Origin of the sequence: Burkholderia sp. F1, from assembly GCF_050813845.1 — a bacterium.
GTDB lineage: Bacteria > Pseudomonadota > Gammaproteobacteria > Burkholderiales > Burkholderiaceae > Burkholderia > Burkholderia ubonensis.
The window spans coordinates 2,726,300-2,750,758 of the sequence record NZ_CP172421.1; the positions used below are offsets into that span (position 1 = coordinate 2,726,300).

Consider the following 24,459-nt stretch of genomic DNA (forward strand, 5'->3'; position numbering starts at 1 on the left):
TGCATTCATTCCTTCGAATCGGCACGGGCGAGGCAGGCCTTCAGGCGCCTGACCGTGCGGGCGGCCTGCTTCATTTCATACCGGGTCAGGTATGTCGTTTCGAAAACGGTGAACACGATGCGAATCCTGGCGGCGACCGAGTCGGCCTGCTTCACGAGGATCTCCACTCGAAACCGCAATCGATCGCTCTTGTCGCGGACGATCTCGTCGATCCGGTACTCGATGATGGCATCCAGCGGAAACAGGAAATGCTCGAACGACGCCTGCCATTCGTTGATCACGAAACGGTGGCGCCCGACCGCCGCCCCGCCGAGGAAATACTGCTCGGTCACCGCGAGAAACATCTGCCGGGCAGCCTCCGTCAGAACCATCGCGGAGATATGGCAGCCAGTGACGTGATCGAGCAGCAGCTCGTTGTTGCTGTTCAATCGCAGCGCTGCCTGGTAATGCGTGTCGTCAAGACGTTCGAGCTTCGCGAGCAAGACGTTCTGCGGGTTCCGTTTATGCGTATGCGCAATCTCGACGCAATCCGGCTCACGCATCTCGCTCAACGCGAACGGGTCCAGGCCGATGCGCTCCAGTTCGTGACGCAGGACGTCGAGCTCGTGATGCTCCACCCCGAATCCGGATCGCAGCATCGGCAAAGGCTCGTGATAACGTCCCGCGCGCAATCCGGAAATGAAATCCGAAACGCTGACCATGCCGTCGTCGATCAGGCTGCTGCCCCAACAGTCGCCAACGATAAACAATGCGTCGTTCAGGCGATCGTGAAACGGTCCCTTGTCCATAGTTCCCTCGCATTATTTCGCCGCGCATTGATCCAGTTCTTTTAATGGAAGATCCGCATTGGCCGCGCGGCGGCCCAACCGGTTTCACGCGCAAGCGGAATGCGTCGCGCGAAGCCGGCCCCGATGCCTGCGGCGCTACGCTTCCCCCCACCCGCCGCCCAGCGCGCGAATCAGGTTGACGGTCGACACCGCCTGCGTGCCCGTCAGCGCATTCGCCTGCAATTGCGACACGAGCACCGAGCGCTCGCTGTCGATCACGTCGAGATAGCTGACCTCGCCTTCCTGGTATTGCGTGCGCGACAGCTTCGCCGCGCGCCGCGACGCATTGACGGCCGCGTCCTGCGCGCGGATCTGGTCGTCGAGCAGCCGCAAGTCAGCGAGGTTGTCCTCGACCTCGCGGAACGCGACGAGCACCTGCTGCCGGTAGTTCGCGACCTGCTCGTCGTACTGCGCGCGCGCCTGCTGCACGCCCGCGGCGCGCCGTCCGCCGTCGAACAGCGGCAGCGTCAGCGCGGTGCCCGCGAACGGCCCGAGCAGGAACGTGCGGCTCGACCACATGAACAGGCTGCCGAGCGTCGACGCTTCATAGCCGAACGCCCCGGTGATGTCCAGCTTCGGGAAATACGCGGACTTCGCGAGACCGATCCGCGCATTCGCCGCCGCCATCGCGCGCTCGGCCGCCGAGATGTCGGGCCGCCGTTCGAGCAGCGCCGACGGCAGGCCGGCCGGCACCTTCACCGCGACCGGCACGAGCGGCTTTTCCTTGAACGCGAAATCCGCGGGCGCCTTGCCGAGCAGAATCGCGAGCGCATGCTCGGACGCCGCGCGACGACGCGCGACGCCGACCGCATCCGCCTGCGCGGTCGCCAGCTCGTTCTTCGCACGCGACACGTCGAGCTCGCTGATGTCGCCTTCGTTGAAGCGGCGCTGCACGAGCTTCAGCGCCTGATCGCGCAGCTCGACCGTGCGGCGGTACAGGTCCTGGTCCGAATCGAGCCGGCGCAGCTCGAAGTAGTTCTGCGCGACATCCGCCTGCAGCGCGAGCTGCACCGAGCGGAACAGCGCTTCGCTCTGCGCCTGGTCCGCGCGCGACGCCTCGACGTTGCGGCCGACGCGGCCGAACAGGTCCGCTTCGTACGACACCGTGCCCTGTGCGCGCCACAGCGTCGCGTTGGTCGGCCCCGTGCCCTGCGGCTGGAACTGCGACGCCGACGACAGCCCTTCGCGCGTCGGCCCGAAGCCTGCGCCGATCTGCGGGAACCATTGCGAGCGCGCCGCGCGGGTCGATGCGCGCGCTTCCTCGACGCGCGCCGCCGCGGCCTTCAGGTTCTGGTTCGCGGCCAGCGCCTGCTCCTCGAGCGAATCGAGCACCGGATCGCCGAACGCCTTCCACCATTCGCCGCGATGCGCGGCGTCCGACGGCTCGGCGGTCTTCCACGTGCCGGCCTGCTCGCCCGGCGCGAGCGTCGGCGCTTCCTTGAACGCGGCGGGCGTCGTAACGTCCGGCCGCTTGTAGTCAGGCCCGACCGCGCATGCAGCCAGCAGCGAGACAAGCAGGCCGCTCGCCGCCGCCAGCTTCGCGATGCGCATCAAACCAGGTTGAGTCTTCGAGTTATCCATCTTGTTGTCCTCAAGCGTCCGAAGCCGGTACGCGCGGAGCCGGCACGCCATAGCCGGCCGAGTCCTTGCCGGCGACGTGGATCTTGCCGCCCGCAAGCGTGCGCAGCACGACGTAGAACACCGGCGTCAGCATCAGCCCGAACAGCGTCACGCCCAGCATCCCGAAGAACACCGCGACGCCCATCGCGTGGCGCATCTCCGCGCCCGCGCCGGTCGACGTGACGAGCGGCACGACGCCCATGATGAACGCGATCGACGTCATCAGGATCGGCCGCAGCCGCAGCCGGCTCGCCTCGATCGCCGCCTCGAGCGGCGTCCTGCCGTCGTGCTCCAGCTCGCGCGCGAACTCGACGATCAGGATCGCGTTCTTCGCCGACAGCCCGACCAGCACCATCAGGCCGATCTGCGTGAAGATGTTGTTGTCGCCCTGCGTCAACCACACCCCCGTCAGGGCCGACAGAATGTTCATCGGCACGATCAGGATCACCGCGAGCGGCAGCGTCAGGCTTTCATACAGCGCGGCAAGCACGAGGAACACGAGCAGCACGCTGATCGGGAACACATAGATCGCCGCGTTGCCCGCGAGGATCTGCTGGTACGTGAGGTCGGTCCACTCGAAGCGCACGCCGCGCGGCAGCGTCTCGTGCGCGATCCGCTCGATCGCCGCCTGCGCCTGCCCCGACGAGAAGCCCGGCGCCGGCCCGCCGTTGATGTCCGCCGCCGTATAGCCGTTGTAGCGCACCACCATCTCGGGGCCGAACGTCGGCGCGACGGAGACGAGCGACGACAGCGGCACCATCTCGCCCGCGGCGTTGCGCGTCTTCAGCTGCCCAATATCCTCGGCATACGCCCTGAACGGCGCGTCGGCTTGCACGCGCACCTGGTACACACGGCCGAAGCGATTGAAGTCGTTCACGTACAGCGAGCCGAGATAGATCTGCATCGTGTCGAACACGTCGGTGACCGACACGCCGAGCTGCTTCGCCTTCACACGGTCGAGATCGACGTTGAGCTGCGGCACGTTGATCTGGTAGCTCGTGAACAGCGGCCCCAGCTCCGGCGCCTGCTGCGCGCGCTTGATGAAGTCGTTGGTCGCATCGGCGAGCTTCGCGTAGCCGAGCGCGCCGCGATCCTCGATCTGTATCTTGAAACCGCCGAGCGTACCGAAACCGAGAATGGGTGGCGGCGGAAAGATGGCCACGAAGGATTCCTTGATGTCCGCGTACTTGCGATTCAATGCGTCGGCAATCGCCTGCGCGGACAGCGCCTTGTCGCCACGCTTGTCGTACGGCTTCAGCGTGATGAATACGGTGCCCGCGCTCGACGAGTTCATCAGGCCGTTCACCGACATGCCCGGGAACTCGAGGATGCTTTCCACGCCGGGCTGCTTCATCGCGATGTCGGCCATCGTATTGACCACCTTTTCGGTGCGGTCGAGCGACGCGCCGTTCGGCAGCTGTGCGAACCCCACGAGATATTCCTTGTCCTGCGCCGGCACGAACCCGGTCGGAACGACCTTGCCCACCAGGATGGTGATGCCGATCAGCACGGCATACAGGCCCATCACCAGGGCCTTGTGGCCGATCAGTCCGTCGAGCCCCGTTCCGTATGCCGTCGAGCCGCGCTTGAACAGCCGGTTGAACGCGTCGAAGAATCCACCCAGGTAACGCCGAATGAAACGGGTCGCGCCGTCCTCCGGATCGCCGTGCCCCTTCAACAGCAGCGCGGACAGCGCGGGCGACAGCGTGAGGGAATTGAACGCGGAGATGATCGTCGAGATCGCAATGGTCAGCGCGAACTGCCGGTAGAACTCGCCGGACAGGCCCGGCATGAATGCCAGCGGAATGAACACGCTGGAAAGCGTCAGCGCGATGGCGATGATCGGCGTGCTCACCTCCTTCATCGCGAGATAGGTCGCATCCTTCGGAGATAGCCCCTTGGCGATGTTGCGCTCGACGTTTTCCACGACCACGATCGCGTCGTCGACGACGATCCCGATCGCCAGCACCATCCCGAACAACGACAGCGCGTTGATCGAGAATCCGAACATCAGCAGCAGCGTGAAGGTGCCGACAATCGAAACGGGGACCGCCAGCAACGGGATGATGGACGCGCGCCAGGTCTGCAAGAACAGGATGACGACGACCACGACCAGCGCAATGGCTTCAAGCAGCGTGGATACCACGGCGGAGATGCTCGAGCGCACGAACTTGGTCGGGTCGAAAACGATCCTGTAATCGACACCGGCCGGCATGTCCGCCTTGATTTCCTCCATCGCCTCGCGCACCTTGTCCGAAATCGTCAGCGCGTTTCCGCCGGGCGCCTGAAAGATGCCGAACCCCACGGCGGGCTTGCCGTCGACCATCGATCTCAAGCCGTAATCCGATGCGCCGAGCTCGATGTGCGCGACGTCGCGCAGATAGGTCACGCCACCGGCTTGCGCCGTCCTGACCACGATGGCGCCGAATTCGTCTTCCGATTGCAGGCGTCCGCGCGTATTGACGGACAGTTGCAACGGCACGTTGCCGCGCATCGGTTGCGAGCCGATCACGCCGGCCGCGACCTGCACGTTCTGCTCGCGGATCGCGTTGACCACGTCGGTCGCGGTCAGCCCGCGTGCGGCGATCTTTTGCGGATCGAGCCAGATCCGCATCGAATAGTCTCCGCCGCCCCAGATTCTGACTTCACCGACGCCGGCAATGCGCTCCAGCCGGCTCTTGATGTTCAGTATTCCGTAGTTTCGCAGATAGTTGACGTCGTAGCGATTGTTCGGCGACACCAGATGCACGGCGATGGTCTGGGTGGTGGACGATTTGACGGTCGTCACGCCGAGTCTCTGCACATCGGCGGGAAGCTTCGGGAACGCCTGCGAGACCCGGTTTTGAACCAGCTGCTGTGCCTTGTCCGGGTCGGTGCCGACCTTGAAGGTGACCGTGAGCGTCAAATTGCCGTCGCTGTTCGCCTGTGACTGCATGTAGAGCATGCCCTCGACGCCGTTGATCTGCTCCTCCAGCGGCGACGCGACCGTCTCCGCAATCACCTTCGGGTTCGCGCCCGGGTATTGGGCATTGACGGCGATCACGGGCGGCACCACCTCGGGGTACTCCGCGATCGGCAGGAAATACAGCGATATGACGCCTGCCAGCAAGACCAGCGTCGACAGGACGCCGGCGAAAATCGGCCGGTCGACGAAAAACCTCGAAACGTTCATGATCAAGTTTCCATCATTCTGGATTGGCTCCTGCGACGACGCACCGCCGAAGCCGAAGCACGCCGCCGGAACGCGCGGCTTTGGTCGCCGCTTCCCGGCCGGATGCAGTGCGCCGTCATTCGAAGGCTGGCTAGACCTCGGCGCCCATCAGCGCGGGCTTGCGCGGCGCGGTCTTCCCCCACCGGCGCATGACCGGCCGCTCGATGCAGACGAAAAGCAGCCAGCCGCCGAGCACCGACGCGCCGAAAACCGCCAGCACCAGCGCCGTCGCCGCAGGCGTGGCCATCAAGCGGCCGTTCAGCCAGTTCGTCACCGCCGTCAGGATGACCAGATGGATCATGTACATCCCGAACGAGATGTCGCCCAGCCAGTTCATCGTCTTTCCGGCGAATCCGGTTCTGCGTCCGGCCACGTCGGCCGCCGCCACCGACGTGATCAGGAAGGCGACCGGAATGACCGTTGTCACGTTGAAGCTGTACTGAAACGGCACGAACATCGCGAAGACGTATCCGGCAACCATCAGTCCGAATGCAGGCGCGAGTCCCAGGCCGATCCAGCGCCCCGTCATCAGGATGCGCGCCATCAGCATGCCGAGCACGAACTCGAACAATCGAAACGGCGGGAAGAAGTAGGACAGCCACCAGCGCTCCACCGAAATCGGCCAGGCCGTCACCCAGGGCGTGCCCGGCACGAGCAGATTGATGGCCAACTGGCTGGCGAACAGCCCGACCACCATGGCCGCGGCCCAGAGCCACAACATTTTCTCAGGAATCCTTTTTATATAGATCAAAAGAAAAGGAAACGTGACATAGAAGAACAGTTCGCAGCAGAGCGACCACGACGGGCCGTTGACGCCGAGATAGACTTCGTCCTTCGGAATCCATGCATGAACCAGCAGCAGGTTCGGCAGCCAGACGGAAGCCGACGTGACGGATGCGCCGAACAGAATCATCGTCAAGGCCCAGGTCGCGAAGTGATTCGGGTAGATTTTCAGAACGCGCCGGTAGATGAAGCTGCCGACCGTGTCGTCCGGCCTGGCCGACCACGTGATCACGAAGCCGCTGAGCACGAAGAAGAACGAGACGCCGATCCACCCGCCTTCGCCGAACAGCACCTTGAATATATGCGAGGCCTGATGGTCGGCATACGGGTTGAAGCCGATGATCTTGGTCAACGACGCATGAAAGCCGAAGACGAGCGCGGCCGCGACGAATCGCAACCCGGTCAGCGACGGCAACTTCCTCGAAGGGTAATGCGGTAACGCGGACGAGGTCCTGGTCACGTCATTCATGAAGCACTCCTTATAAAGATGGCTTAACCACGACAGATCGATGCAACTATTCGGTGGCGCATGTCTTCAGTGAACGGACGACCTCGGCCGCGGCATTCGCTGCCGCGATCCGGGACGGCATGGCGCCGCCCTCTTGCCTGAATTGCCGAGGACAATCTCGTCGCGCGGCGATTGCCGCGATGTCGCGATCCGCGCGCCGGATCCTGCAGTGGTTGCGATTGGTGCTTCGCTAGCCGCTGACGCTGTCGGCGGCCATGGAAACCAGGTTCGGTTTCACGCTGCTGCCGGGACGAATGCGCTGCAGGCCATTGACGACGATGCGTTCGCCCGGCTGCAAGCCGCGGGAGACGATGCGCAGCCCATCTTGCAGATGTCCCGGCAGGATCTCGCGATACTGCACGCGATTCTGCGCATCGACCACCATCACGAATTTCTTTTCCTGGTCGGTGCCGATCGCGCCGTCGCTGATCAGCACCGCGGGATGCGGCGTGCTGCCGCTGATTTTCACGCGGGCGAACAATCCGGGCAGCAGCGTGCCGTCGGGGTTGTCGAAGATCGCCCGCACACGAACGGTGCCCGACCCGCTGTCGATGCGATTGTCGATGGATGAGACCGAACCCGGATGGGAATAGCCGCTCTCGTCGGCCAGCCCCAGCATGACCGGCATCGCACCTTTGCCGTTTCGGCTCAGGTAGGCCAGATAGGTCTGCTCGTCGACATCGAACGACGCGTAAATCGGCGAAAGCGACACCAGCGTCGTCAACGGCTGCGACGAGGCGCCGGGAAAGACGATGTTGCCTACGGTCATTTCGGCCCGCGATACCCGTCCCGCGACGGGGGCAACGATCCGGGTATAGCCTAGATTGAGCCTGGCCGCCTCCAGGGCGGCCTGCGCGGCCTTCAGGTCCGCATCCGCCTCGCGTGACGCATTCTGTTTTTCATCGAAATCCCGCTTGGCGATCGCGTTGTCGACGATCAGGCGTCGCGCGCGCGCCAGGTCCGCGTCCGTGAAGCTGCGCCGCGCCTGGGCCGACGCCAGTCGCGCTTCGGCGCGATCGACCTCGACGACATACGGCCGCGGGTCGATGGTAAACAGCGGATCGCCTTTCTTGACCAGCGCGCCGTCCTTGAAATGGACGGCGACGATCGTCCCTGAGACCAGCGGCCGCACCTCGACCTTGTCGATGGCCTCCAGCCGGCCGGAGTAGCTTTGCCAATCCACGATGCTCTTTTCCACGGCAGCGGCGACATCGACTTCCGCTGCGGGGGGCTGCGCCTCGGCGTAGACCGGTTTGATCGCGCCGCCGCGACCGAGCACGGCGGTCACCGCGCCGGCAGCCGCGATGATCAGCAAGACGGCAATCACAATCGGGTACTTTCGTTTGGGCGGCATGTCCGTCCCTTCTTTTAGTACTACAAATCATGTCGGACCGCTCGGCGCCGGTGCGCGATCGCGCGCCTACCCGGGCTGTTGCAGCGCTGGACGCGACACATGCCCGTGCCCCGTCGCGAGCGAGCGGCACCCCGGCCCTCGAGGTGCCTGCCCGCCCTGCGAAGCGATCGATGTCGTCGCGCGAACCGCTTTATTCGACCGTGCTGAACTCCGGCACATAGACGGCTTCGCACAATTCGCCGACGAACGCGCCGGACATCCCTTCGAGCGCGGTATTCGTGAACGCGACCACGCTCAGTTGCCGTACCGGGTCGACGAACCAGGAATGGCCGTAAGTGCCGCCCATGCGCCAGGTTCCGGCCGATTCGGGCGTCTGCGCCGCGACGGGATCCTTCAGCACCGTGATGCCGAGGCCGAACCCCCGGCCGGGCCAGAACGCCATCGGCAAGTCGCCGATCTGGTTGGTGGTGAACTGCCGGACAAGGGACTCGGGCAGCAGCGGCGCCCCGCCCGTGCGCAACGTTTCCAGCAGACGCAGGAAGTCCCCTGCGGAGCCGATCATGCCTGCGCCGCCGGACGGATACGCGCGCGCATTCAACGCGCGATTCGGCGACAACACGAAACCGGCCGTGCCTTCGATGAACGGCACGAAATCGGGTTCGCCCAGGCGCCGGGGCGCCGCTGGATCGTCCGCATAGGCAACGGCGAGCCGGCTTTCGTCCACCGCCGCGAAGGCCGTGTCGCGCAGCCCGAGCGGCCCGGTCACCAGTTCGCCGACGGCCTTGTCGAGCGGCAATTGCGTGACCTGCTCGATGACGGCGCCCAGGACGTCGGTCGCGATCGAGTACTTCCACTCGCTTCCCGGCCGATACAGCAGCGGCGCCGACGCGATGCGGCGCACGTTCTCCTGCAGGCTCACGTCGCTGTCGTCCATCCCGTCGGACACGCCGGCACGCGCATACGAACCGTTCTCCTCCTGGAAGAACTTGTAGGACAGGCCCGCGGTGTGCGTCATGAGGTGACGAATCGTGATCTGGGGCTGTGTGCCGTCGGGCAGCCGCGGCGTGAATGCCGGCAGCCACCGGGTCACGTCGTCGTCGAGCTGCAGCCGCCCTTGGGCGATCAATGCCAACGCCGCAACCGACACGATCGGCTTCGACACGGAAGCCAGCCTGAAAAGCGCATCCTCCTGCATCGGCTTGCCGGCCTCGCGATCGGCCATGCCGGCGGCCCGCCGGTAAATCAGTTGCCCGGCCTGCGAAATCAAAATGACCGCACCGGCGAGGCGCTGCTCCGACAACGTGCGCTCGAGCACGCTGTCGACGCGCTGCGTTAATGCCGATGCAAACGAATAACCAGCCGACGAATCCGGCAAAGCATTTTGAAAGGCCATAGCATTTACCTTTAAGTGAAAATTATTTTCCGCAGTCATGGTAAGTCAATGGCCAAACAAATTAAAAGCAGTTCGACCGTATTTTCATAGCGGACGAAAATGTCTCGAATCGGCCTGTAGACGCCGGGCGGCGCGCCTGCGCGGCGCGGCGCACCTGCGCCTTCGGTGGTGCATTTGATTGAAGTAGGCCGCGTGCAAAAAGGCAAATGCTTCAACATCGCGCAGACCGGAGTCGAGCCGAAGCGCGCCGAAACGGATATGCCAATTACTCAGCGGATTTTCCGATTTGGATATCGAAAAATCTGCTTTCTCCGAAAGATGGCGTATGCGGGATTGGAAATCGATCCGACCCGACAGACCCGGTAACGTCAGGACGCAAATCCACGATTGATCGAGGCGGTCGCAGAACCGATGTCGGCCAGGGTCATGCCGACCGATGGCTTGCGGCCAGCTCGAACACGATATCGCGGATGAGCCGATGCGGGAGCCGGAAAAAGAAAAGCCCCGCAAGTCCGAGAACTTGCGGGGCTTGTTCCACCATTTCTGGCGGAGACGGAGGGATTCGAACCCTCGATCCAGGTTTTGGCCCAGATGCTCCCTTAGCAGGGGAGTGCCTTCGACCTCTCGGCCACGTCTCCCAAACTTTCGCTCGCACCAGGGAGGCAGTGCGACGAGAAAGAAATAATATAGGGTTTCGAGCCGCCGGTCAATTTTTTTGATGCATTTTCTTCAACGCATCACGAAAATTTCGTCACGCCTGCTCGAGTTCGAATGCCTTGTGCAGCGCGCGGACGGCCAGCTCCATGTACTTCTCGTCGATCAGCACCGAAATCTTGATTTCGGACGTCGAGATCATCTGGATGTTGATGCCCTCTTCCGACAGCGTGCGGAACATCTTGCTCGCGACGCCCACGTGCGAACGCATGCCGACGCCCACGACCGACACCTTCGACACCTTCGGGTCGCCCTGCACCTGCTCCGCGCTCACGTGGCCCTTCACCTGGTTGGTGAGGATGTCCATTGCCTTCTGGTAGTCGCCGCGGCCGACCGTGAACGTGAAGTCCGTCTTGCCTTCGACGCTCTGGTTCTGGATGATCATGTCGACGTCGATGTTCGCGTCCGCGACCGGGCCGAGGATCTGATACGCGATGCCCGGCTTGTCGGGCACGCCCATCACCGCAATGCGTGCTTCGTCGCGCTGGAACGCGATGCCGGAAATGACTGCCTTTTCCATGGTCTCGTCTTCTTCAAAAGTAATCAGGGTGCCCGAGCGCATTTCCACGTCGAGCGCAATCAGCGGATCCGTCAGGCTCGACAGCACACGCGTCTTCACCTGGTATTTGCCGGCGAATTCGACCGAGCGGATCTGCAGGACCTTCGAGCCGAGGCTCGCCATTTCCAGCATTTCCTCGAACGTCACGCGATCGAGGCGGCGCGCCTCTTCGACGACGCGCGGATCGGTCGTGTAGACGCCGTCGACGTCCGTGTAGATCAGGCACTCTTCGGCATCGAGCGCGGCCGCGACCGCCACCGCCGATGTGTCCGAGCCGCCGCGGCCGAGCGTCGTGATGTGGCCGTCCGGATCGACGCCCTGGAAGCCCGTGATGATCACGACCTTGCCGGCGTTCAGGTCGGCCTTCACGCGCTCGTCGTCGATCGAATGGATGCGCGCTTTCGTATATGCGCTGTCGGTCTTGATCGGCACTTGCCAGCCGGCATAGCTCACGGCCTCGACGCCGATCTCCTGCAGCGCGATCGACAGCAGGCCGACGCTGACCTGCTCGCCGGTCGACGCGATCATGTCGAGCTCGCGCGGGCTCGGCTGGCTCGAAATCTCTTTCGCGAGACCGAGCAGACGGTTGGTTTCGCCGGACATCGCCGACGGCACGACCACCATCTGGTGCCCGGCCTGATGCCATTTTGCGACGCGTTTCGCGACGTTCTTGATGCGCTCGACCGAGCCCATCGAAGTGCCGCCGTATTTATGTACGATGAGTGCCATTGTCGTTCTGAACTGGAGGAGAAGCCGCACGGGCGCGCTGGACAGGCCGCGTTGCCGTTCGGTCACGCGGCTTGTGGCTGTGGACGGACGACGAGGGGGACGGCTGGGACGCAACACGCAAGCGTGACGGATTTTGCCCGGAAGGCCGATCAGGCCGCGCAAACCGGGTATGTCACGCGGAAAACCTGCACAAAACGCTCAAAAATCGAGCCGAGCAAACAACCGAGCGTACCCGATCGATGTCCGCTTGACAAGCCGAACGCCGTACCGGCGGCCGCTCCGGCGCTGTTTACCAAATAGTGAAAATCGGCGCGGCATCGCCCCGCGCCCCGGCGCCCGTCATGCGATCAGCAGGTCGGGCCGCCATTCGATCCGGCGCCATGCGGCGCCGCTGCCGCCGTCCCCGCCGTCGCGGTCGACGCCGTCGCGGTTCACGCCGAGCCGCGGCACGAAGAGCAGCCGGTCGCCCGCGAACAGGAGCGGCACGTCGCGCTGCCACGAAGGCACGCCGCGCTCCTGGAACAGGTTCTTCAGCGTGCGGCCCGGCCCGCCGGGCGCCGTGCGCATCCGCTCGCCGCCCGCGCGGGCGCGCGCGGCGAGCGGCGCGGCGCGCAGCAGCGCGTCGGGCACCGCGTCCGCGTCGCCGGCCGTGGCCGGCGCGAACACGAACGTGCCGCGCCATGCCGGCAGATGCCAGACCTCCTGCCCGCTCCACGCGCACGTGCATTCGGGGCGCGTCGCGTCGCTGCCGTCGTCGGCCGGATCGCTGCTGGCGCCTGCTTCCCAGGAGACGACATCGCGATACAGCCGCAGGCACTGCCCCGCGTGATCGACGCGCAGCGCATGCGCGTCGTGCGCGTCGCGCAACTGCCGCATCATGTCGGCGAGCCGCGCGGCCGACGCGCCAGGCAGGCCGAGCCTGCGCATCCAGAAGCGCAGCAGGTTCGCGCCGCGCGCATCGTCGAGCGCGACCAGCGCGCTACGCGACAGCGCGCGCCCGTCCTCGCGCGCGGCGCCGGCGAAATCCAGTTCCGCCAGATCGTCGAGCAGGCGCTGCGCCGACGCCGCATGTTGCGCGGCACGGCCGAGCGCATCGCGAAAGCCCGGAAAGTGCACGGCGAGCGCCGGCAGCACGTCGACCCGCAGCGCATTGCGTGCAAAGCGCGTGTCCTGGTTCGATTCGTCGTCGATCCACGCGAGCTCGCGCTGCGCCGCATAGCGCTCGAGCTGCGCGCGCAGCAGCCGCAGCAGCGGACGCACGCGCTCGACGCGCGCCGCTGCCGGACGATAGCGCGGCGCCATCGCGGCGATCCCGGCGATGCCCGCGCCGCGCAGCAGCTGCAGCAGCACCGTCTCGGCCTGATCGTCGGCGTGCTGCGCCAGCCACAGCACGGCAGCGCCGTGCCGCTCGCACATTGCGTCGAGCGCCGCGTAGCGGCTCTCCCGCGCGCTCGCCTCGATCCCGGCGCCGCTGTTGCGCGGCACGTCGACGCGCATCGAATCGAATGCGACGCCGAACTGCGCGGCGGTCGCCTGCGCGTGCGCGGCCCACGCGTCGGCGTTCGCGCTCAGCCCGTGGTGTACATGCAGCGCGATGCAGCGCGACGCGCCCGCGACGCGCACGGCCGCGTCGAGCAGCACCGACGAGTCGAGCCCGCCGCTGTACGCGATCGCGATGCGTGCGCCGGACGGCACGTCGGCAAGCGCAACGCCGACCGCATCGAGGACGACGCGGTCGGCGGAAAATTCGCTCGGAGGAATCACGATGGACAAGCGCGCACGCGGGCGCGCTGTGATGGACGCACGCGGCGGGTCATGCGCCCGGCGTGGTTTCCTTGAACTTGCCGTAGGCCATCAGGCGTTCGAAGCGGCGCTCGCGCAGCGCATCGATGCTCATGCCCTGGAACTGCCGCAGCGAATCCGCGAGCGCACGGCGCAGCAGCGCGGCCATGCCCTTCGGATCGCGATGCGCGCCGCCGAGCGGCTCGTTGATGATCTTGTCGATCAGGCCGAGCGCCTTCAGGCGGTGTGCGGTCAGGCCAAGCGCCTCGGCCGCTTCGGGCGCCTTCGCCGCGCTCTTCCACAGGATCGACGCGCAGCCTTCCGGCGAGATCACCGAATAGGTCGAGAACTGCAGCATCATCACGGTGTCGGCCACGGCAATCGCGAGCGCGCCGCCCGAACCGCCCTCGCCGATCACGGTCGTGATGATCGGCGTCTTCAACTCGGCCATCACGTACAGGTTGCGGCCGATTGCTTCAGACTGGCCGCGCTCTTCCGCGCCGACGCCCGGATACGCGCCCGGCGTATCGACGAACGTGAAGATCGGCAGGCCGAATTTCTCGGCGAGCCGCATCAGGCGCTCGGCCTTGCGATAGCCTTCCGGACGCGGCATCCCGAAGTTGCGCGCCGCGCGCTCCTTCGTGTCGCGCCCCTTCTGGTGGCCGATCACCATGCACGGATGGCCGCCGAAACGCGCGAGGCCGCCGACGATCGACAGGTCGTCCGCGAACGCCCGGTCGCCGTGCAGCTCGTGAAAATCGGTAAACAGCTCCGCGACGTAGTCGAGCGTGTACGGACGCTGCGGATGCCGCGCGATCTGCGACACCTGCCACGGCGACAAGTTCGCGTACAGGTCCTTGGTCAGTTGCTGGCTCTTCTTCGACAGCCGCTCGATTTCTTCCGAAATATCGACAGCCGAATCGTCCTGCACAAAGCGCAGCTCTTCGATCTTGGCCTCGAGTTCGGCGATCGGCTGTTCGAAATCCAGAAACGTGGTTTTCATGTGTTCGAATCCTTGGGTCTTGCGGCAGCGCGTATTCTACCCGCGCGCGCGACGCTCAAAACCGGTTCTCAACTATTGATGTTTAATACCCGATAGCCCTGATCAGGCCCCGGCGTCCAGCGAGTCCAGGCTGCGCCACATGTACCAGGTCGCGACGGTGCGCCACGGTTCCCAGTTGGCCGCCACTTCCCGCGCCTCGCTGCGCGTGACCGGCTCCCCGCTGAAATAATTGACGCTGATCGCGCGGATCAGGCCGGGATCGTCGAGCGGCAGCACGTCCGGACGCGACAGGTTGAAGATCAGGAACATCTCCGCCGTCCAGCGGCTGATGCCGCGGATCTGCGTGAGTTCCTCGATCACGTCCTCGTCGTCCATCGACGTCCATTTGTCGACGTGCAGCGCGCCCGACACGAAGTGCTGCGCGACGTCGAGAATGTACTCCGTCTTGCGCTTCGACAACCCGCACGCGATCAACTTGTCCGGACCGAGCTTGATCACCTGCTGCGGCGCGAGCTTCGGACTGGCCGCCTCGATGCGCGCCCACACCGACTGCGCGGACGCCACCGAGATCTGCTGGCCGACCACCGAGCGCGCGAGCGTGACGAACGGGTCGCCGCGCTTGACGAGATGCGCGGGGCCGAACTTCGGAATCAGCTTCTTCATGATGCGGTCGCGCTTGACGAGATCCGCGCATGCCTTGTCCCAGTAGGCGGGACGCACGACGACGTCGACGCCGTCGATCTCCGCCGGCGCGACAGCGTCGGACGCGCGCGCCGGCTTCGCCGCCGGCGGCTGCGCGTGACCGTTGAGCGCGGCGCCGTTCGGCGCGACGCGCTTCGCGTCCGCCTTCGCCGCCGGCGCACGCTTGGCTGCCGGACGCGCAGCGACAGGCGTCGCGCGCTTGACCGGCGCTTTTCTGGCCGTTGCCATCTTGCCTCCTACCTGACGAATCGGTCAGTGGAACGCTGCGCGCTCATACGCGACGCCATTCGGTCGATCCGCCCGGTTTGTCTTCAAGCGCGACACCGGCTTCGAGCAGTTCCGCCCGGATCCGGTCCGCTTCGGCATAGTCCTTCGCACGTTTCGCCGCGCCGCGCGCGGCGATCCTCGCTTCGATCTCGTCGGTCGCCAGCGCGCCTTCCTGCGCGGCGCCGGCCGCCTGCTGCAGGAACGCGCGCGGCTCGCGGCCGAGCAGTCCCAACAGTGCCGCAAGCTGCTTCAGCTGGCGCGCCAGCGCCGCGTCGCGCGCGCGGTTCACCTCGCCCGCCAGCTCGAACAGCACGGACACCGCAAGCGACGTGTTGAAATCGTCGTTCATCGCGGCCGCGAAGCGCTGCGCGTGCGGCTCGCTCCAGTCGAGCGCGGCCGCATCCGGCGCGACGTCCTTCAGGGCGGTATAGAGCCGCGTCAGCGCCGCGCGCGCATCGTCCAGATGCACGTCGCTGTAGTTGAGCGGCGAACGGTAATGCGTGCGCACGATGAAGAAGCGCACGACTTCGGCATCGTACTGCTCCAGCACGTCGCGGATCGTGAAGAAGTTGCCGAGCGACTTCGACATCTTCTCGTTGTCGACCTGCACGAAGCCGTTGTGGATCCAGTAGTTGACGAACGTCTGGCCGGTCGCGCCCTCGCTCTGCGCAATCTCGTTCTCGTGGTGCGGGAACTGCAGGTCCTGCCCGCCGCCGTGGATGTCGAAATGGTCGCCGAGCAGCGTGCAGCCCATCGCCGAGCACTCGATGTGCCAGCCGGGCCGGCCCGCGCCGTACTTCGAATCCCACGACGCGCCCTCCGGATCTTCCGGCTTCGCGCGCTTCCACAGCACGAAATCGAGCGGGTCTTCCTTCGCGTCGTTCGCGGCGACGCGCTCGCCCGCGCGCAGGTCGTCGAGCGACTTGCCCGACAGCTTCCCGTAGTTCGCGAACTTGCGCACCGAATAGTTGACGTCGCCGTCATTCGCCTGATACGCGTAGCCGTTCGCCTCGAGCGTCTCGATCATCCCGAGCATCTGCGGAATGAAGTGCGTCGCGCGCGGCTCGATGTCCGGGCGCTGGATCCCGAGCGCATCCTCGTCCTCGTGCATCGCGGCGATGAAACGGTCGGTCAGCGACTTGATCGTCTCGCCGTTCTCGACCGCGCGGCGGATGATCTTGTCGTCGATGTCGGTGATGTTGCGCACGTACGTGACCCGGTAGCCGATCGCACGCAGCCAGCGCTGCACGAGGTCGAACACGACCAGCATGCGCGCGTGGCCCACGTGACAATAGTCGTAGACGGTGATCCCGCATACGTACATCCGCACCTCGCCGGGCTGGCGCGGCACGAAAACTTGCTTGTCACGCGCGAGCGTGTTGTAGATGCGCAGTGATTCCATAGAGATGAACCGTGAGCCGAAGGAAACCGCCATGGCGATACTCGCCCTGCATGCGAAACAATCGAGCCGCCGCCGCGGCATCGTGCCGCGCGTCCTCGATATCACATGGAGCGGTCAGGCTGCAAGCACAGCGGTGACGGCCACGAGAGGCAAAAGAAAGACTGCCTGCGGCTCGCCGGAACGCGCAGACGTTTTGTTAGAATGGCTCGGAGTATAACATTCCGATTTACGCCTATGAAATCTCCCCGCGGCCGCGCGCAGAGCGCTGCGACCCTCGTTGCGACCGCCGTCATGGGCGTCGCGCTGACGTTCCTGCCTGCCGCCGCGGCCCACGCGCAGAAGGCCCCGCCCATGGCCGACGGCACCCCCGAGATCGACTCGTCGATCGCCGGCAAGCAGTGGAAGCAGGCGCTCGCGCAGCTCGACGCGCGCATCGCCGCGAACCCGCACGACGTGCAGGCCCAGTTCAAGCGCGGCACCGTGCTCGCGCGCCTGAACCGCGACGACGACGCGATCCAGCAGTTCGTCGCGATCACCCAGGCCTACCCTGAACTGCCCGAGCCGTACAACAACCTCGCGGCGCTCTATGCGAAGCATGGCCGCTACGACGAGGCGCGCTCGGCGCTCGTCACCGCGACCCAGACCAACCCGAGCTACACGCTCGCGTACGAGAATCTCGGCGACCTGTACCTGCGCCTGGCGGCCGAATCGTACAAGCGCGCGCAATCGCTCGGCCGCACGAGCGGCCCGACCGCACAGCGCCTCGCCGACCTGCAGAAGATCATCACGCCGCCGAAGGCCGCCCCGGGCGCGCGCGCCGCCGCACCGTCGACGCGCGCGTACTCGGACCGCGCGGCCGCGAACGTGACCACCACCACGCTGCCGCTGTCGCCGACGTTCCAGTTCGGCGGCCCGGCCAGTGCAATGACGGCTCCCTACGTCGCACCGTCACAGTAAGCGGCACTTCACCCATCCTGGCACTCCACCCATCCAACCAGAGGATCGCAATGAAACGTCTGTTGCTGGCGCTTGGCGGCGCCGCCCTCCTCGCGACCGCACCCGCGTTCGCGCAAACGGCCACTGCGCACCCGGTCGTGCAGCTGAAGACCTCGCAGGGCGACATCCGCGTCGAGCTGTACCCGGAGAAGGCGCCGAAGACGGTCGCCAACTTCCTCGATTACGTGAAGGCCGGCCAGTACAACGGCACGATCTTCCATCGCGTGATCAAGGGCTTCATGATCCAGGGCGGCGGCTACAAGGCCAACTTCGACGAGAAGCCGACGCGCGCGCCGATCCCGCTCGAGAGCCGCAATGGTCTGAAGAACACGCTGGGCACGATCGCGATGGCGCGCACGAGCGACCCGAATTCGGCGACCGCGCAGTTCTTCATCAATACGGTGGACAACGGGGGCCTCGACTACCCGAACCCGGACGGCAACGGCTACGCGGTGTTCGGCAAGGTCGTGTCGGGCCTCGACGTCGTGAAGAAGATCGAAGCGGTGCCGACGACGGTGCGCGGCCCGATGCGCGACGTGCCGGAGCAGGCCGTCGTGATCGAATCGGCGAGCGTCGTCTCGAAGTAAATCCGGCCGGACTCCGTTCCGGCGACTCACGCGGCCGCGTCGCACGACCGGCCGCGTGCCATTTAAACCGCCCTATCGAAGGAATTCATCATGGTTGAACTGCACACGAACCACGGCGTGATCAAGCTCGAACTCGACGCCGAAAAGGCGCCGAAGACGGTCGAGAACTTCCTGAACTACGTGAAGAAGGGCCACTATGACGGCACGGTGTTCCACCGCGTGATCAACGGCTTCATGATCCAGGGCGGCGGCTTCGAGCCGGGCCTGAAGCAGAAGCCGACGGACGCGCCGATCGACAACGAGGCGAACAACGGCCTGAAGAACGACACGTACACGATCGCGATGGCGCGCACCAACGATCCGCACTCGGCGACCGCCCAGTTCTTCATCAACGTGAACGACAACGATTTCCTGAACCACTCGTCGCCGACGCCGCAAGGCTGGGGCTACGCGGTGTTCGGCAAGGTCGTCGAAGGCCAGGACGTGGTCGACAAGATCAAGGCCGTGAAGACGGGCAACGCAGGCTTCCATCAGGACGTCCCGACCGACGACGTCGTGATCGAGAAGGCCGTCGTCGTCTGACGAGCGGATACGGAGGCACTTCGATGTTGCAGGAGACTCCGCCGCGAAGCGTCTCCGCGGGCGTGCCGGGCGAGCGCGAATACGCGCAGGCCGCACGCCCGTTCCTGTTCCTGTCCGATCTGCATCTGAGCGACGCGATCCCGAAGACGGTCGCCGCGTTCGAGCATTTCGTGAGATACACCGCGGACAGCGCCGACTCGGTCTTCATTCTCGGCGACCTGTTCGAATACTGGATCGGCGACGACATGCTCGACGACGATCCGTTCGTCAAGCGCATGGCCGCGCTGCTGCATACATTCTCCGAGCGCGGCATCGCGCTCTACGTGATGCACGGCAACCGCGACTTCCTGCTCGGCAAGCGCTTCATGAAGGCGGCCGGCGCGATGCTGCTGCCCGATCCGGCGCTGATCATGGCGTTCGGCCGGCGCATCGTGCTCGCGCACGGCGACGCGCAGTGCACCGCCGACGTCGGCTATCAGGTGTTCCGGCGCTTCGCGCGCAACCGCCTCGCGCAGTGGCTGTTTCTCGTGTGGCCGTTTCGCTGGCGCCGCGCGCTCGCGGAACGCATGCGCGCGAAGAGCGAAGCCGGCCGGATGCGCCCCGCCTCGCCGATCTACGACGTCACGCGCGAAGGCGTGGCCGCGCTGTTCAAGAAGAGCCGCGCGAGCGTAATGATCCACGGCCATACGCATCGCCCCGCGCGCCATCTCGAACCCAACGGCGTGCGCTGGGTGCTGCCGGACTGGGATCTCGATCACGGGATGCCGCGCGGCGGCTATCTGCGCGTCGATGCCGAAGGCATCCACGCGATGCCGCTCGACTGACAGCAGCAGGCCCGGCGGCCGCGCCGCGGCAACACTCCGCCGTTCAGGACTCGCGCTCGACCGCCTTGCCTTCCAGCACCGCCGACAGGCGGCGCAGGTCGAGGCGCGCCGCATCGGCGCCCTGCAGCGTTTCCAGATGCGTGCCGAGCCGCTCGAGCGCCGCGACGATTTCGTCGACGCGCCGGCTTTCCTTCGCCGCGTGATCGATCAGCCCGTGAATCGCGAGCGACATCGGATCGTCCGCATTCGGCGTGATGCCGTACGCGCAGAACGCCGCGCGCTCGGGTTGCGGCTTCGGCTGCGCCGGCATCACGACGCGCGCCGGGTTGCCGACCGCCGTGCCGCCCGCCGGCACCGGCTTCACGACCACCGCATTCGAGCCGATCTTCGCGCCCGCGCCGATCGTGAAACCGCCGAGCACTTTCGCGCCCGCGCCGACGATTACGCCGGCCTCGAGCGTCGGGTGACGCTTCGCGCCGCGCGTCAGCGACGTGCCGCCCAACGTCACGCCCTGGTAGATCGTGCAGTCGTCGCCGACGATCGCCGTCTCGCCGATCACGACGCCCATCCCGTGATCGATGAACACGCGCCGGCCGATCGTCGCGCCGGGGTGGATCTCGATGCCGGTCAGGAACCGGCCGACCTGCGACGCGAAACGCCCGACCCAATAGCGCCTCGCGCGCCAGCACGCGTGCGCGAAGCGGTGCAGCATCAGCGCATGCAGCCCCGGATAACAGGTCAGCACTTCCCAGGCACTGCGAGCGGCGGGGTCCCGCTCGCGAATCGTCGCAACGTCTTCGCGCAGTCTCGTGAACATGATCTGATCTGGGGAAAAGGCCGGCGCGCACCGCCGGCAATGACCGGCTTTATCGCGCCGGCTGCTTTGCATATGACGTTCGGCGATTTTAGGGCGAGTCGCGCGCGCCCGCACGACGTCGCGCATTTCTCCCCGGCGCCGGCGCGGGTATTCGCGCCGCGGCCCCGCGGCGCGTCAGGCGTCGCGGTCCGGCGTGCGCGATTTCAGCAGGATGTGCTTCGCGATGCCGCGCAGGATGTTCACCTCCTCCCGCTCCAGCCCGGTGCGCGCAAACAGGCGCCGCAGCCGCGGCATCAGCTTCTTCGGATTGCGTGGGTCGAGAAAATCGAGCGCGATCAGTGCGTTCTCGAGGTGCACGTACATCCGCTCGATCTCGTCGCTCTGCGCGAGCGTGCCGGCTTCCGGCTGCGGCAACGATGCGTTCGCGCGCTCGAGGAACGCGATCCGCAGCTCGTAGGCCAGCACCTGCACCGCCTGCGCGAGGTTGAGCGAGCTGTACGCCGGGTTCGCCGGAATATGCGCGAGCGCGCTGCACTGGTCGACGTGCTCGTTCGCGAGGCCGGTGCGCTCGTTGCCGAACACGAGCGCGATGTCGCCCGTACCGACCTGTGCGCAGGCCTGCTCGGCCGCCGCGCGCGGCGCGAGCCGTGGCGGGCCGTACTCGCGCGTGCGCGCGGTCAGCGCGATCGACCAGTGGACGCCGGACAGCGCGTCGCCGAGCGTCGGCACGACGTGCGCGGACGCGAGCACGTCGTCCGCGCCGCTCGCCATCGCGATCGCCTCGGGGTCGCTCTGCACGTGCGGCACCCGCGGCGCGACCAGCACGAGCCGCGAGAAGCCCATCGTCTTCAGTGCGCGCGCGGCGGCGCCGACGTTGCCGGGATGGCTCGGCTCGACGAGCACGAAGCGGGTTGACGTAAAGCCGCCGCGCAGCGGCCCCGACGGCTGCGCCGCGCCGGATGCGGACGGCGCGGCAGTGTTCTGCAAGGTTTCCAACACGGTACGACTCGATAATCAGAATGGCCGTATGGTATCGCCAACGCCGGGCCAAACCCACCTGTCCGGACGGCCAGTGGGGTTTCCCCGCACTTCCGTCGCCTAAACGGACCGAAAGTCGGGTAAAATCATGCCTTTACGCGTCGCCCAGGCGGCGCGGGTCGTGCCCGCTCTTTGTCAATTCGCGTCTCACCTCGCCCACGCGCGCCTGCGCCGTTGCGGGCGGGTTGTTCCACTTTCGTGGCGGCCTCCTGCCGCCGGCTACAGGATCCAGGCTCATGCATCCCATGCTCAACATCGCTGTCAAGGCTGCGCGCCGCGCCGGACAGATCATCAATCGCGCCTCCCTCGATCTCGACCTGATCGAGATCCGCAAGAAGCAGCAGAACGACTTCGTCACCGAAGTGGACAAGGCCGCCGAAGACGCGATCATCGAGACGCTGAAGACCGCCTACCCCGATCACGCGATCCTCGCGGAAGAATCGGGCGAATCCGACAACGAATCCGAATTCCAGTGGATCATCGATCCGCTCGACGGCACGACCAACTTCATCCACGGCTTCCCGTACTACTGCGTGTCGATCGCGCTCGCACACAAGGGCGTCGTCACGCAGGCCGTCGTCTACGACCCCAATAAAAACGACCTGTTCACCGCCACGCGCGGCCGCGGCGCGTACCTGAACGACCGTCGCATCCGCGTCGGCCGCCGCGACCGCCTGTCGGATTCGCTGATCGGCACCGGCTTCCCGTTCCGCGAGAAGGACGGCCTCGACGCGTACGCGCGCCTGTTCACCGAGATGACGCAGGCCTGCACGGGCCTGCGCCGCCCGGGCGCTGCAGCGCTCGACCTCGCGAACGTCGCCGCCGGCCGCCTCGACGGCTTCTTCGAGCAGGGCATCAACGTGTGGGACATGGCGGCCGGCAGCCTGCTGATCACCGAGGCCGGCGGTCTCGTCGGCAACTACATGGGTGAAGCCGACTTCCTGCATCGTCACGAGATCGTCGCGGCGAACCCGAAGGTCTACGCACAGATGATCCCGATCCTGAACCGCTACAGCCGCCTGCAGCCGGCCGCGGAATAACGGCGCCCGCGCGCCGCAGACGGCCCGGGTCCGCCCTGCGCGGACCCGGGCCGTTTTCCTTTCCGGGCCGCCCGAAACGCTACGCGAGCGAGCGGATGAAGCCCGCCGCGAGCACGCAGTAGAACACTCCGCAGAACAGGCCGAACGGCTTGCGCGTGCGCACGAAGAACGGCCCCGCCGAATGCGACGAGAACGCGAGCGCATACGTCGTGAACACGATGAAGCCGAGCGTCGCGCAGCCGGCGACGAGCACGAAGCTCGTCCACGCCGACGCGTTCGCCGACAGCCCCAGCGTCGTCACGGTCAGCCACGACAGGATCGCCTTCGGGTTGGTCAGGTGGATGCCGAGCCCCTGCAGATAGAACCTCGCCAGGCTGCCGCGCCGCGCCTGCCCGCCGGCCTTCAGCGGATCGCGCGACGAGTACGCGGCGCGCACCGCCTTGTACGCGAGCCACAGCAGGTAGCACGCGCCGAGGATCTTGAGCCACATGAGCAGCGCCCGGGACGACAGCAGCATCGCGGACACGCCGGCCGCGGCCGTCACGCCCCAGCAGAGCGAGCCGGACATCACGCCGGCGGCCATCGCCAGGCCGGGCGTGCGCCCGTGGTTGAGCGACGCGTTCGCGATCGACAGGTTGGCCGGCCCCGGCGTTGCCGTGCCGATCAGGTAGACGGCGAACGCGACGCCGAAGCCGGAGAAGTGGGCGAGATTCATATCAGCGTGTCTTCATGACAAGGCCATGCAGCGCCGGCGCCAGCGAGACGACGAGCACCACGCTCATCGCGACATTGAACGCGCGCAGCGCGCGGGGCTTCGCGAGGCAGCGCCGCAGGAACGTCCCGAACCACACCCACGCCATCGAGCAGGGCGAGCCGAACACGCAGAACAGCAGCGCGATCACGAGCACGTCGGACGCGTAGGCGGCCGATCCCGACGCGTACGTCAGCACCGCGCCGACGGCCATGACCCACGCCTTCGGATTCACCCACTGGAACAGCGCGGCGGACAGCACGCCGAGCGGCGCCCTCGCCTTCGCGTCGAAATCGACGCTCGGCGCGGTCGCGATCCGGTACGCGAGAACCAGCATGTAGACGGCGCCGACGACCTGCAGCACGTCGTGCAGCGACGGATAACGATCGAACACCGCGCCCGCGCCGAGCCCGACCGCGATCAGCATCAGCGGAAAGCCGACGTTGATCCCGATCACGTGGCGCATCGTGCGCGCGGCGCCGAAGTTCACGCCGGACGACATCAGCATCACGTTGTTCGGGCCGGGCGTCACGCAGGTCGAGATCACGAACAGGACGATCGACAGGTCATCCATCGCAGCGCAACTCCGATTCCTCTTGCCGAACAGTCGACGCAGGCGGATGAAGCATCGCCTGGCAGATTCCCGTCATTCATGTCGACGCGTGGATCAGGAACATCGCCCGATCGCGGCCGGCAATCCACCGAGGTTCCCGTCCACGCCCGCTCCAGACAGCGCCGGATGCCGGGTCGCGATATTTTGCTATCGCCGGAGCACGACGCCTGACTCGACGTGACTGACGCTGAATGCCGTCAAACAGGTCCTCGGGCTTCAGGTCGAACTCGGCGATCGCTTGCTGAATTTCCTTGACGGCATGCTGCACTTCCTTCTCGCGGGCAAGCTCCGCCTGGGCTTGCAGCGTTTGAATCCTGGCTTTCAAATCGTCGTAGGTCGGCATGTGGTTTCCTCCGG

The 24,459-nt window shown here is 66.0% G+C and carries 21 protein-coding genes, 1 tRNA gene and 1 pseudogene; 6 read left to right on the forward strand and 17 right to left on the reverse strand.

All coding sequences use genetic code 11. The features are described 5' to 3' along the window. Nucleotides 1–5: 5 nt before the first annotated feature. From ACFIMZ_RS12885 to ACFIMZ_RS12920, 8 genes are all read right to left on the reverse strand, one after another. On the reverse strand, nucleotides 6–788 hold the full coding sequence (locus tag ACFIMZ_RS12885) for an AfsA-related hotdog domain-containing protein (RefSeq protein ID WP_431819856.1): 783 nt from the start codon (nucleotides 786–788) through the stop codon (nucleotides 6–8). Nucleotides 789–923: 135 nt separating this feature from the next. After that, a complete protein-coding gene (opcM, locus tag ACFIMZ_RS12890; RefSeq protein ID WP_431819857.1) occupies nucleotides 924–2,408 on the reverse strand; it encodes a multidrug efflux transporter outer membrane subunit OpcM in 1,485 nt (494 codons plus the stop codon). Nucleotides 2,409–2,418: 10 nt separating this feature from the next. Then, nucleotides 2,419–5,619 (reverse strand): efflux RND transporter permease subunit, encoded by a 3,201-nt coding sequence (locus ACFIMZ_RS12895; RefSeq protein WP_431819858.1) that lies wholly within the window; start codon nucleotides 5,617–5,619, stop codon nucleotides 2,419–2,421. Between the two features lie 130 nt (nucleotides 5,620–5,749). After that, nucleotides 5,750–6,910 carry an acyltransferase family protein gene (locus ACFIMZ_RS12900; protein WP_431819859.1) on the reverse strand — a complete coding sequence of 387 codons (1,161 nt, stop codon included), beginning with the start codon at nucleotides 6,908–6,910 and terminating at the stop codon, nucleotides 5,750–5,752. Between the two features lie 229 nt (nucleotides 6,911–7,139). After that, a complete protein-coding gene (locus tag ACFIMZ_RS12905) occupies nucleotides 7,140–8,303 on the reverse strand; it encodes an efflux RND transporter periplasmic adaptor subunit (protein WP_431819860.1) in 1,164 nt (387 codons plus the stop codon). A gap of 190 nt (nucleotides 8,304–8,493) precedes the next feature. Beyond that, nucleotides 8,494–9,696, reverse strand: coding sequence for a serine hydrolase domain-containing protein (locus tag ACFIMZ_RS12910; protein ID WP_431819861.1), 1,203 nt, complete (start codon nucleotides 9,694–9,696; stop codon nucleotides 8,494–8,496). Nucleotides 9,697–10,240: 544 nt separating this feature from the next. Next, a tRNA-Ser gene (locus ACFIMZ_RS12915) sits at nucleotides 10,241–10,334 on the reverse strand. Between the two features lie 113 nt (nucleotides 10,335–10,447). Then, nucleotides 10,448–11,698, reverse strand: coding sequence for an aspartate kinase (locus tag ACFIMZ_RS12920; protein ID WP_010099099.1), 1,251 nt, complete (start codon nucleotides 11,696–11,698; stop codon nucleotides 10,448–10,450). On the opposite strand from ACFIMZ_RS12920, the pseudogene ACFIMZ_RS12925 reads away from it, so the two are divergent. Beyond that, a pseudogene (locus ACFIMZ_RS12925) lies at nucleotides 11,681–11,918 on the forward strand (hypothetical protein); the annotation flags it as partial. The gene ACFIMZ_RS12920 and the pseudogene ACFIMZ_RS12925 sit on opposite strands and share 18 nt — an antisense overlap. A 119-nt stretch (nucleotides 11,919–12,037) precedes the next feature. Here the strand turns inward: ACFIMZ_RS12925 and tilS are convergent. From tilS to cysS, 4 genes are all read right to left on the reverse strand, one after another. Then, nucleotides 12,038–13,462 (reverse strand): tRNA lysidine(34) synthetase TilS, encoded by a 1,425-nt coding sequence (gene tilS / locus ACFIMZ_RS12930; protein WP_431822487.1) that lies wholly within the window; start codon nucleotides 13,460–13,462, stop codon nucleotides 12,038–12,040. Nucleotides 13,463–13,511: 49 nt separating this feature from the next. Then, nucleotides 13,512–14,483, reverse strand: coding sequence for an acetyl-CoA carboxylase carboxyltransferase subunit alpha (locus tag ACFIMZ_RS12935; RefSeq protein ID WP_431819862.1), 972 nt, complete (start codon nucleotides 14,481–14,483; stop codon nucleotides 13,512–13,514). Nucleotides 14,484–14,585: 102 nt separating this feature from the next. Continuing rightward, nucleotides 14,586–15,413: a DNA-3-methyladenine glycosylase family protein gene (locus tag ACFIMZ_RS12940; RefSeq protein ID WP_431819863.1), complete on the reverse strand. Its 828-nt coding sequence runs from the start codon at nucleotides 15,411–15,413 to the stop codon at nucleotides 14,586–14,588. Nucleotides 15,414–15,456: 43 nt separating this feature from the next. Then, entirely contained in the window at nucleotides 15,457–16,854 is a 1,398-nt protein-coding gene (gene cysS, locus ACFIMZ_RS12945) for a cysteine--tRNA ligase (protein ID WP_431819864.1), read from the reverse strand. Nucleotides 16,855–17,088: 234 nt separating this feature from the next. On the opposite strand from cysS, the gene ACFIMZ_RS12950 reads away from it, so the two are divergent. The 4 genes from ACFIMZ_RS12950 to ACFIMZ_RS12965 all read left to right on the forward strand — a co-directional run bounded on the left by ACFIMZ_RS12950 (nucleotide 17,089) and on the right by ACFIMZ_RS12965 (nucleotide 19,843). Beyond that, nucleotides 17,089–17,811, forward strand: coding sequence for a tetratricopeptide repeat protein (locus tag ACFIMZ_RS12950; RefSeq protein ID WP_431819865.1), 723 nt, complete (start codon nucleotides 17,089–17,091; stop codon nucleotides 17,809–17,811). Between the two features lie 50 nt (nucleotides 17,812–17,861). After that, entirely contained in the window at nucleotides 17,862–18,437 is a 576-nt protein-coding gene (locus ACFIMZ_RS12955) for a peptidylprolyl isomerase (protein ID WP_431819866.1), read from the forward strand. Between the two features lie 90 nt (nucleotides 18,438–18,527). Then, on the forward strand, nucleotides 18,528–19,019 hold the full coding sequence (locus tag ACFIMZ_RS12960) for a peptidylprolyl isomerase (RefSeq protein WP_010092005.1): 492 nt from the start codon (nucleotides 18,528–18,530) through the stop codon (nucleotides 19,017–19,019). A gap of 23 nt (nucleotides 19,020–19,042) precedes the next feature. After that, the gene (locus ACFIMZ_RS12965; RefSeq protein WP_431819867.1) at nucleotides 19,043–19,843 is read left to right on the forward strand and encodes a UDP-2,3-diacylglucosamine diphosphatase; all 801 of its coding nucleotides are present in this window, start codon (nucleotides 19,043–19,045) and stop codon (nucleotides 19,841–19,843) included. Between the two features lie 43 nt (nucleotides 19,844–19,886). Here the strand turns inward: ACFIMZ_RS12965 and cysE are convergent, their stop codons facing one another. Then, a complete protein-coding gene (gene cysE, locus ACFIMZ_RS12970) occupies nucleotides 19,887–20,660 on the reverse strand; it encodes a serine O-acetyltransferase (protein ID WP_431819868.1) in 774 nt (257 codons plus the stop codon). A gap of 174 nt (nucleotides 20,661–20,834) precedes the next feature. After that, nucleotides 20,835–21,656, reverse strand: a complete 822-nt coding sequence (locus ACFIMZ_RS12975; RefSeq protein WP_431822488.1) for an RNA methyltransferase — start codon at nucleotides 21,654–21,656, stop codon at nucleotides 20,835–20,837. Between the two features lie 278 nt (nucleotides 21,657–21,934). Between ACFIMZ_RS12975 and ACFIMZ_RS12980 the strand changes: the two genes are divergently transcribed. Then, nucleotides 21,935–22,738: an inositol monophosphatase family protein gene (locus ACFIMZ_RS12980; RefSeq protein WP_042584345.1), complete on the forward strand. Its 804-nt coding sequence runs from the start codon at nucleotides 21,935–21,937 to the stop codon at nucleotides 22,736–22,738. 79 nt (nucleotides 22,739–22,817) lie between these two features. Here the strand turns inward: ACFIMZ_RS12980 and ACFIMZ_RS12985 are convergent, their stop codons facing one another. The 3 genes from ACFIMZ_RS12985 to ACFIMZ_RS12995 all read right to left on the reverse strand — a co-directional run bounded on the left by ACFIMZ_RS12985 (nucleotide 22,818) and on the right by ACFIMZ_RS12995 (nucleotide 24,445). After that, the gene (locus tag ACFIMZ_RS12985; protein WP_431819869.1) at nucleotides 22,818–23,453 is read right to left on the reverse strand and encodes a LysE family translocator; all 636 of its coding nucleotides are present in this window, start codon (nucleotides 23,451–23,453) and stop codon (nucleotides 22,818–22,820) included. A 1-nt stretch (nucleotide 23,454) separates the two neighbouring features. Further along, complete coding sequence (locus ACFIMZ_RS12990; protein WP_431819870.1) at nucleotides 23,455–24,063, reverse strand: LysE family translocator; 609 nt, start codon at nucleotides 24,061–24,063, stop codon at nucleotides 23,455–23,457. Between the two features lie 76 nt (nucleotides 24,064–24,139). Continuing rightward, nucleotides 24,140–24,445: an H-NS histone family protein gene (locus ACFIMZ_RS12995; RefSeq protein WP_431819871.1), complete on the reverse strand. Its 306-nt coding sequence runs from the start codon at nucleotides 24,443–24,445 to the stop codon at nucleotides 24,140–24,142. Nucleotides 24,446–24,459: the final 14 nt, after the last annotated feature.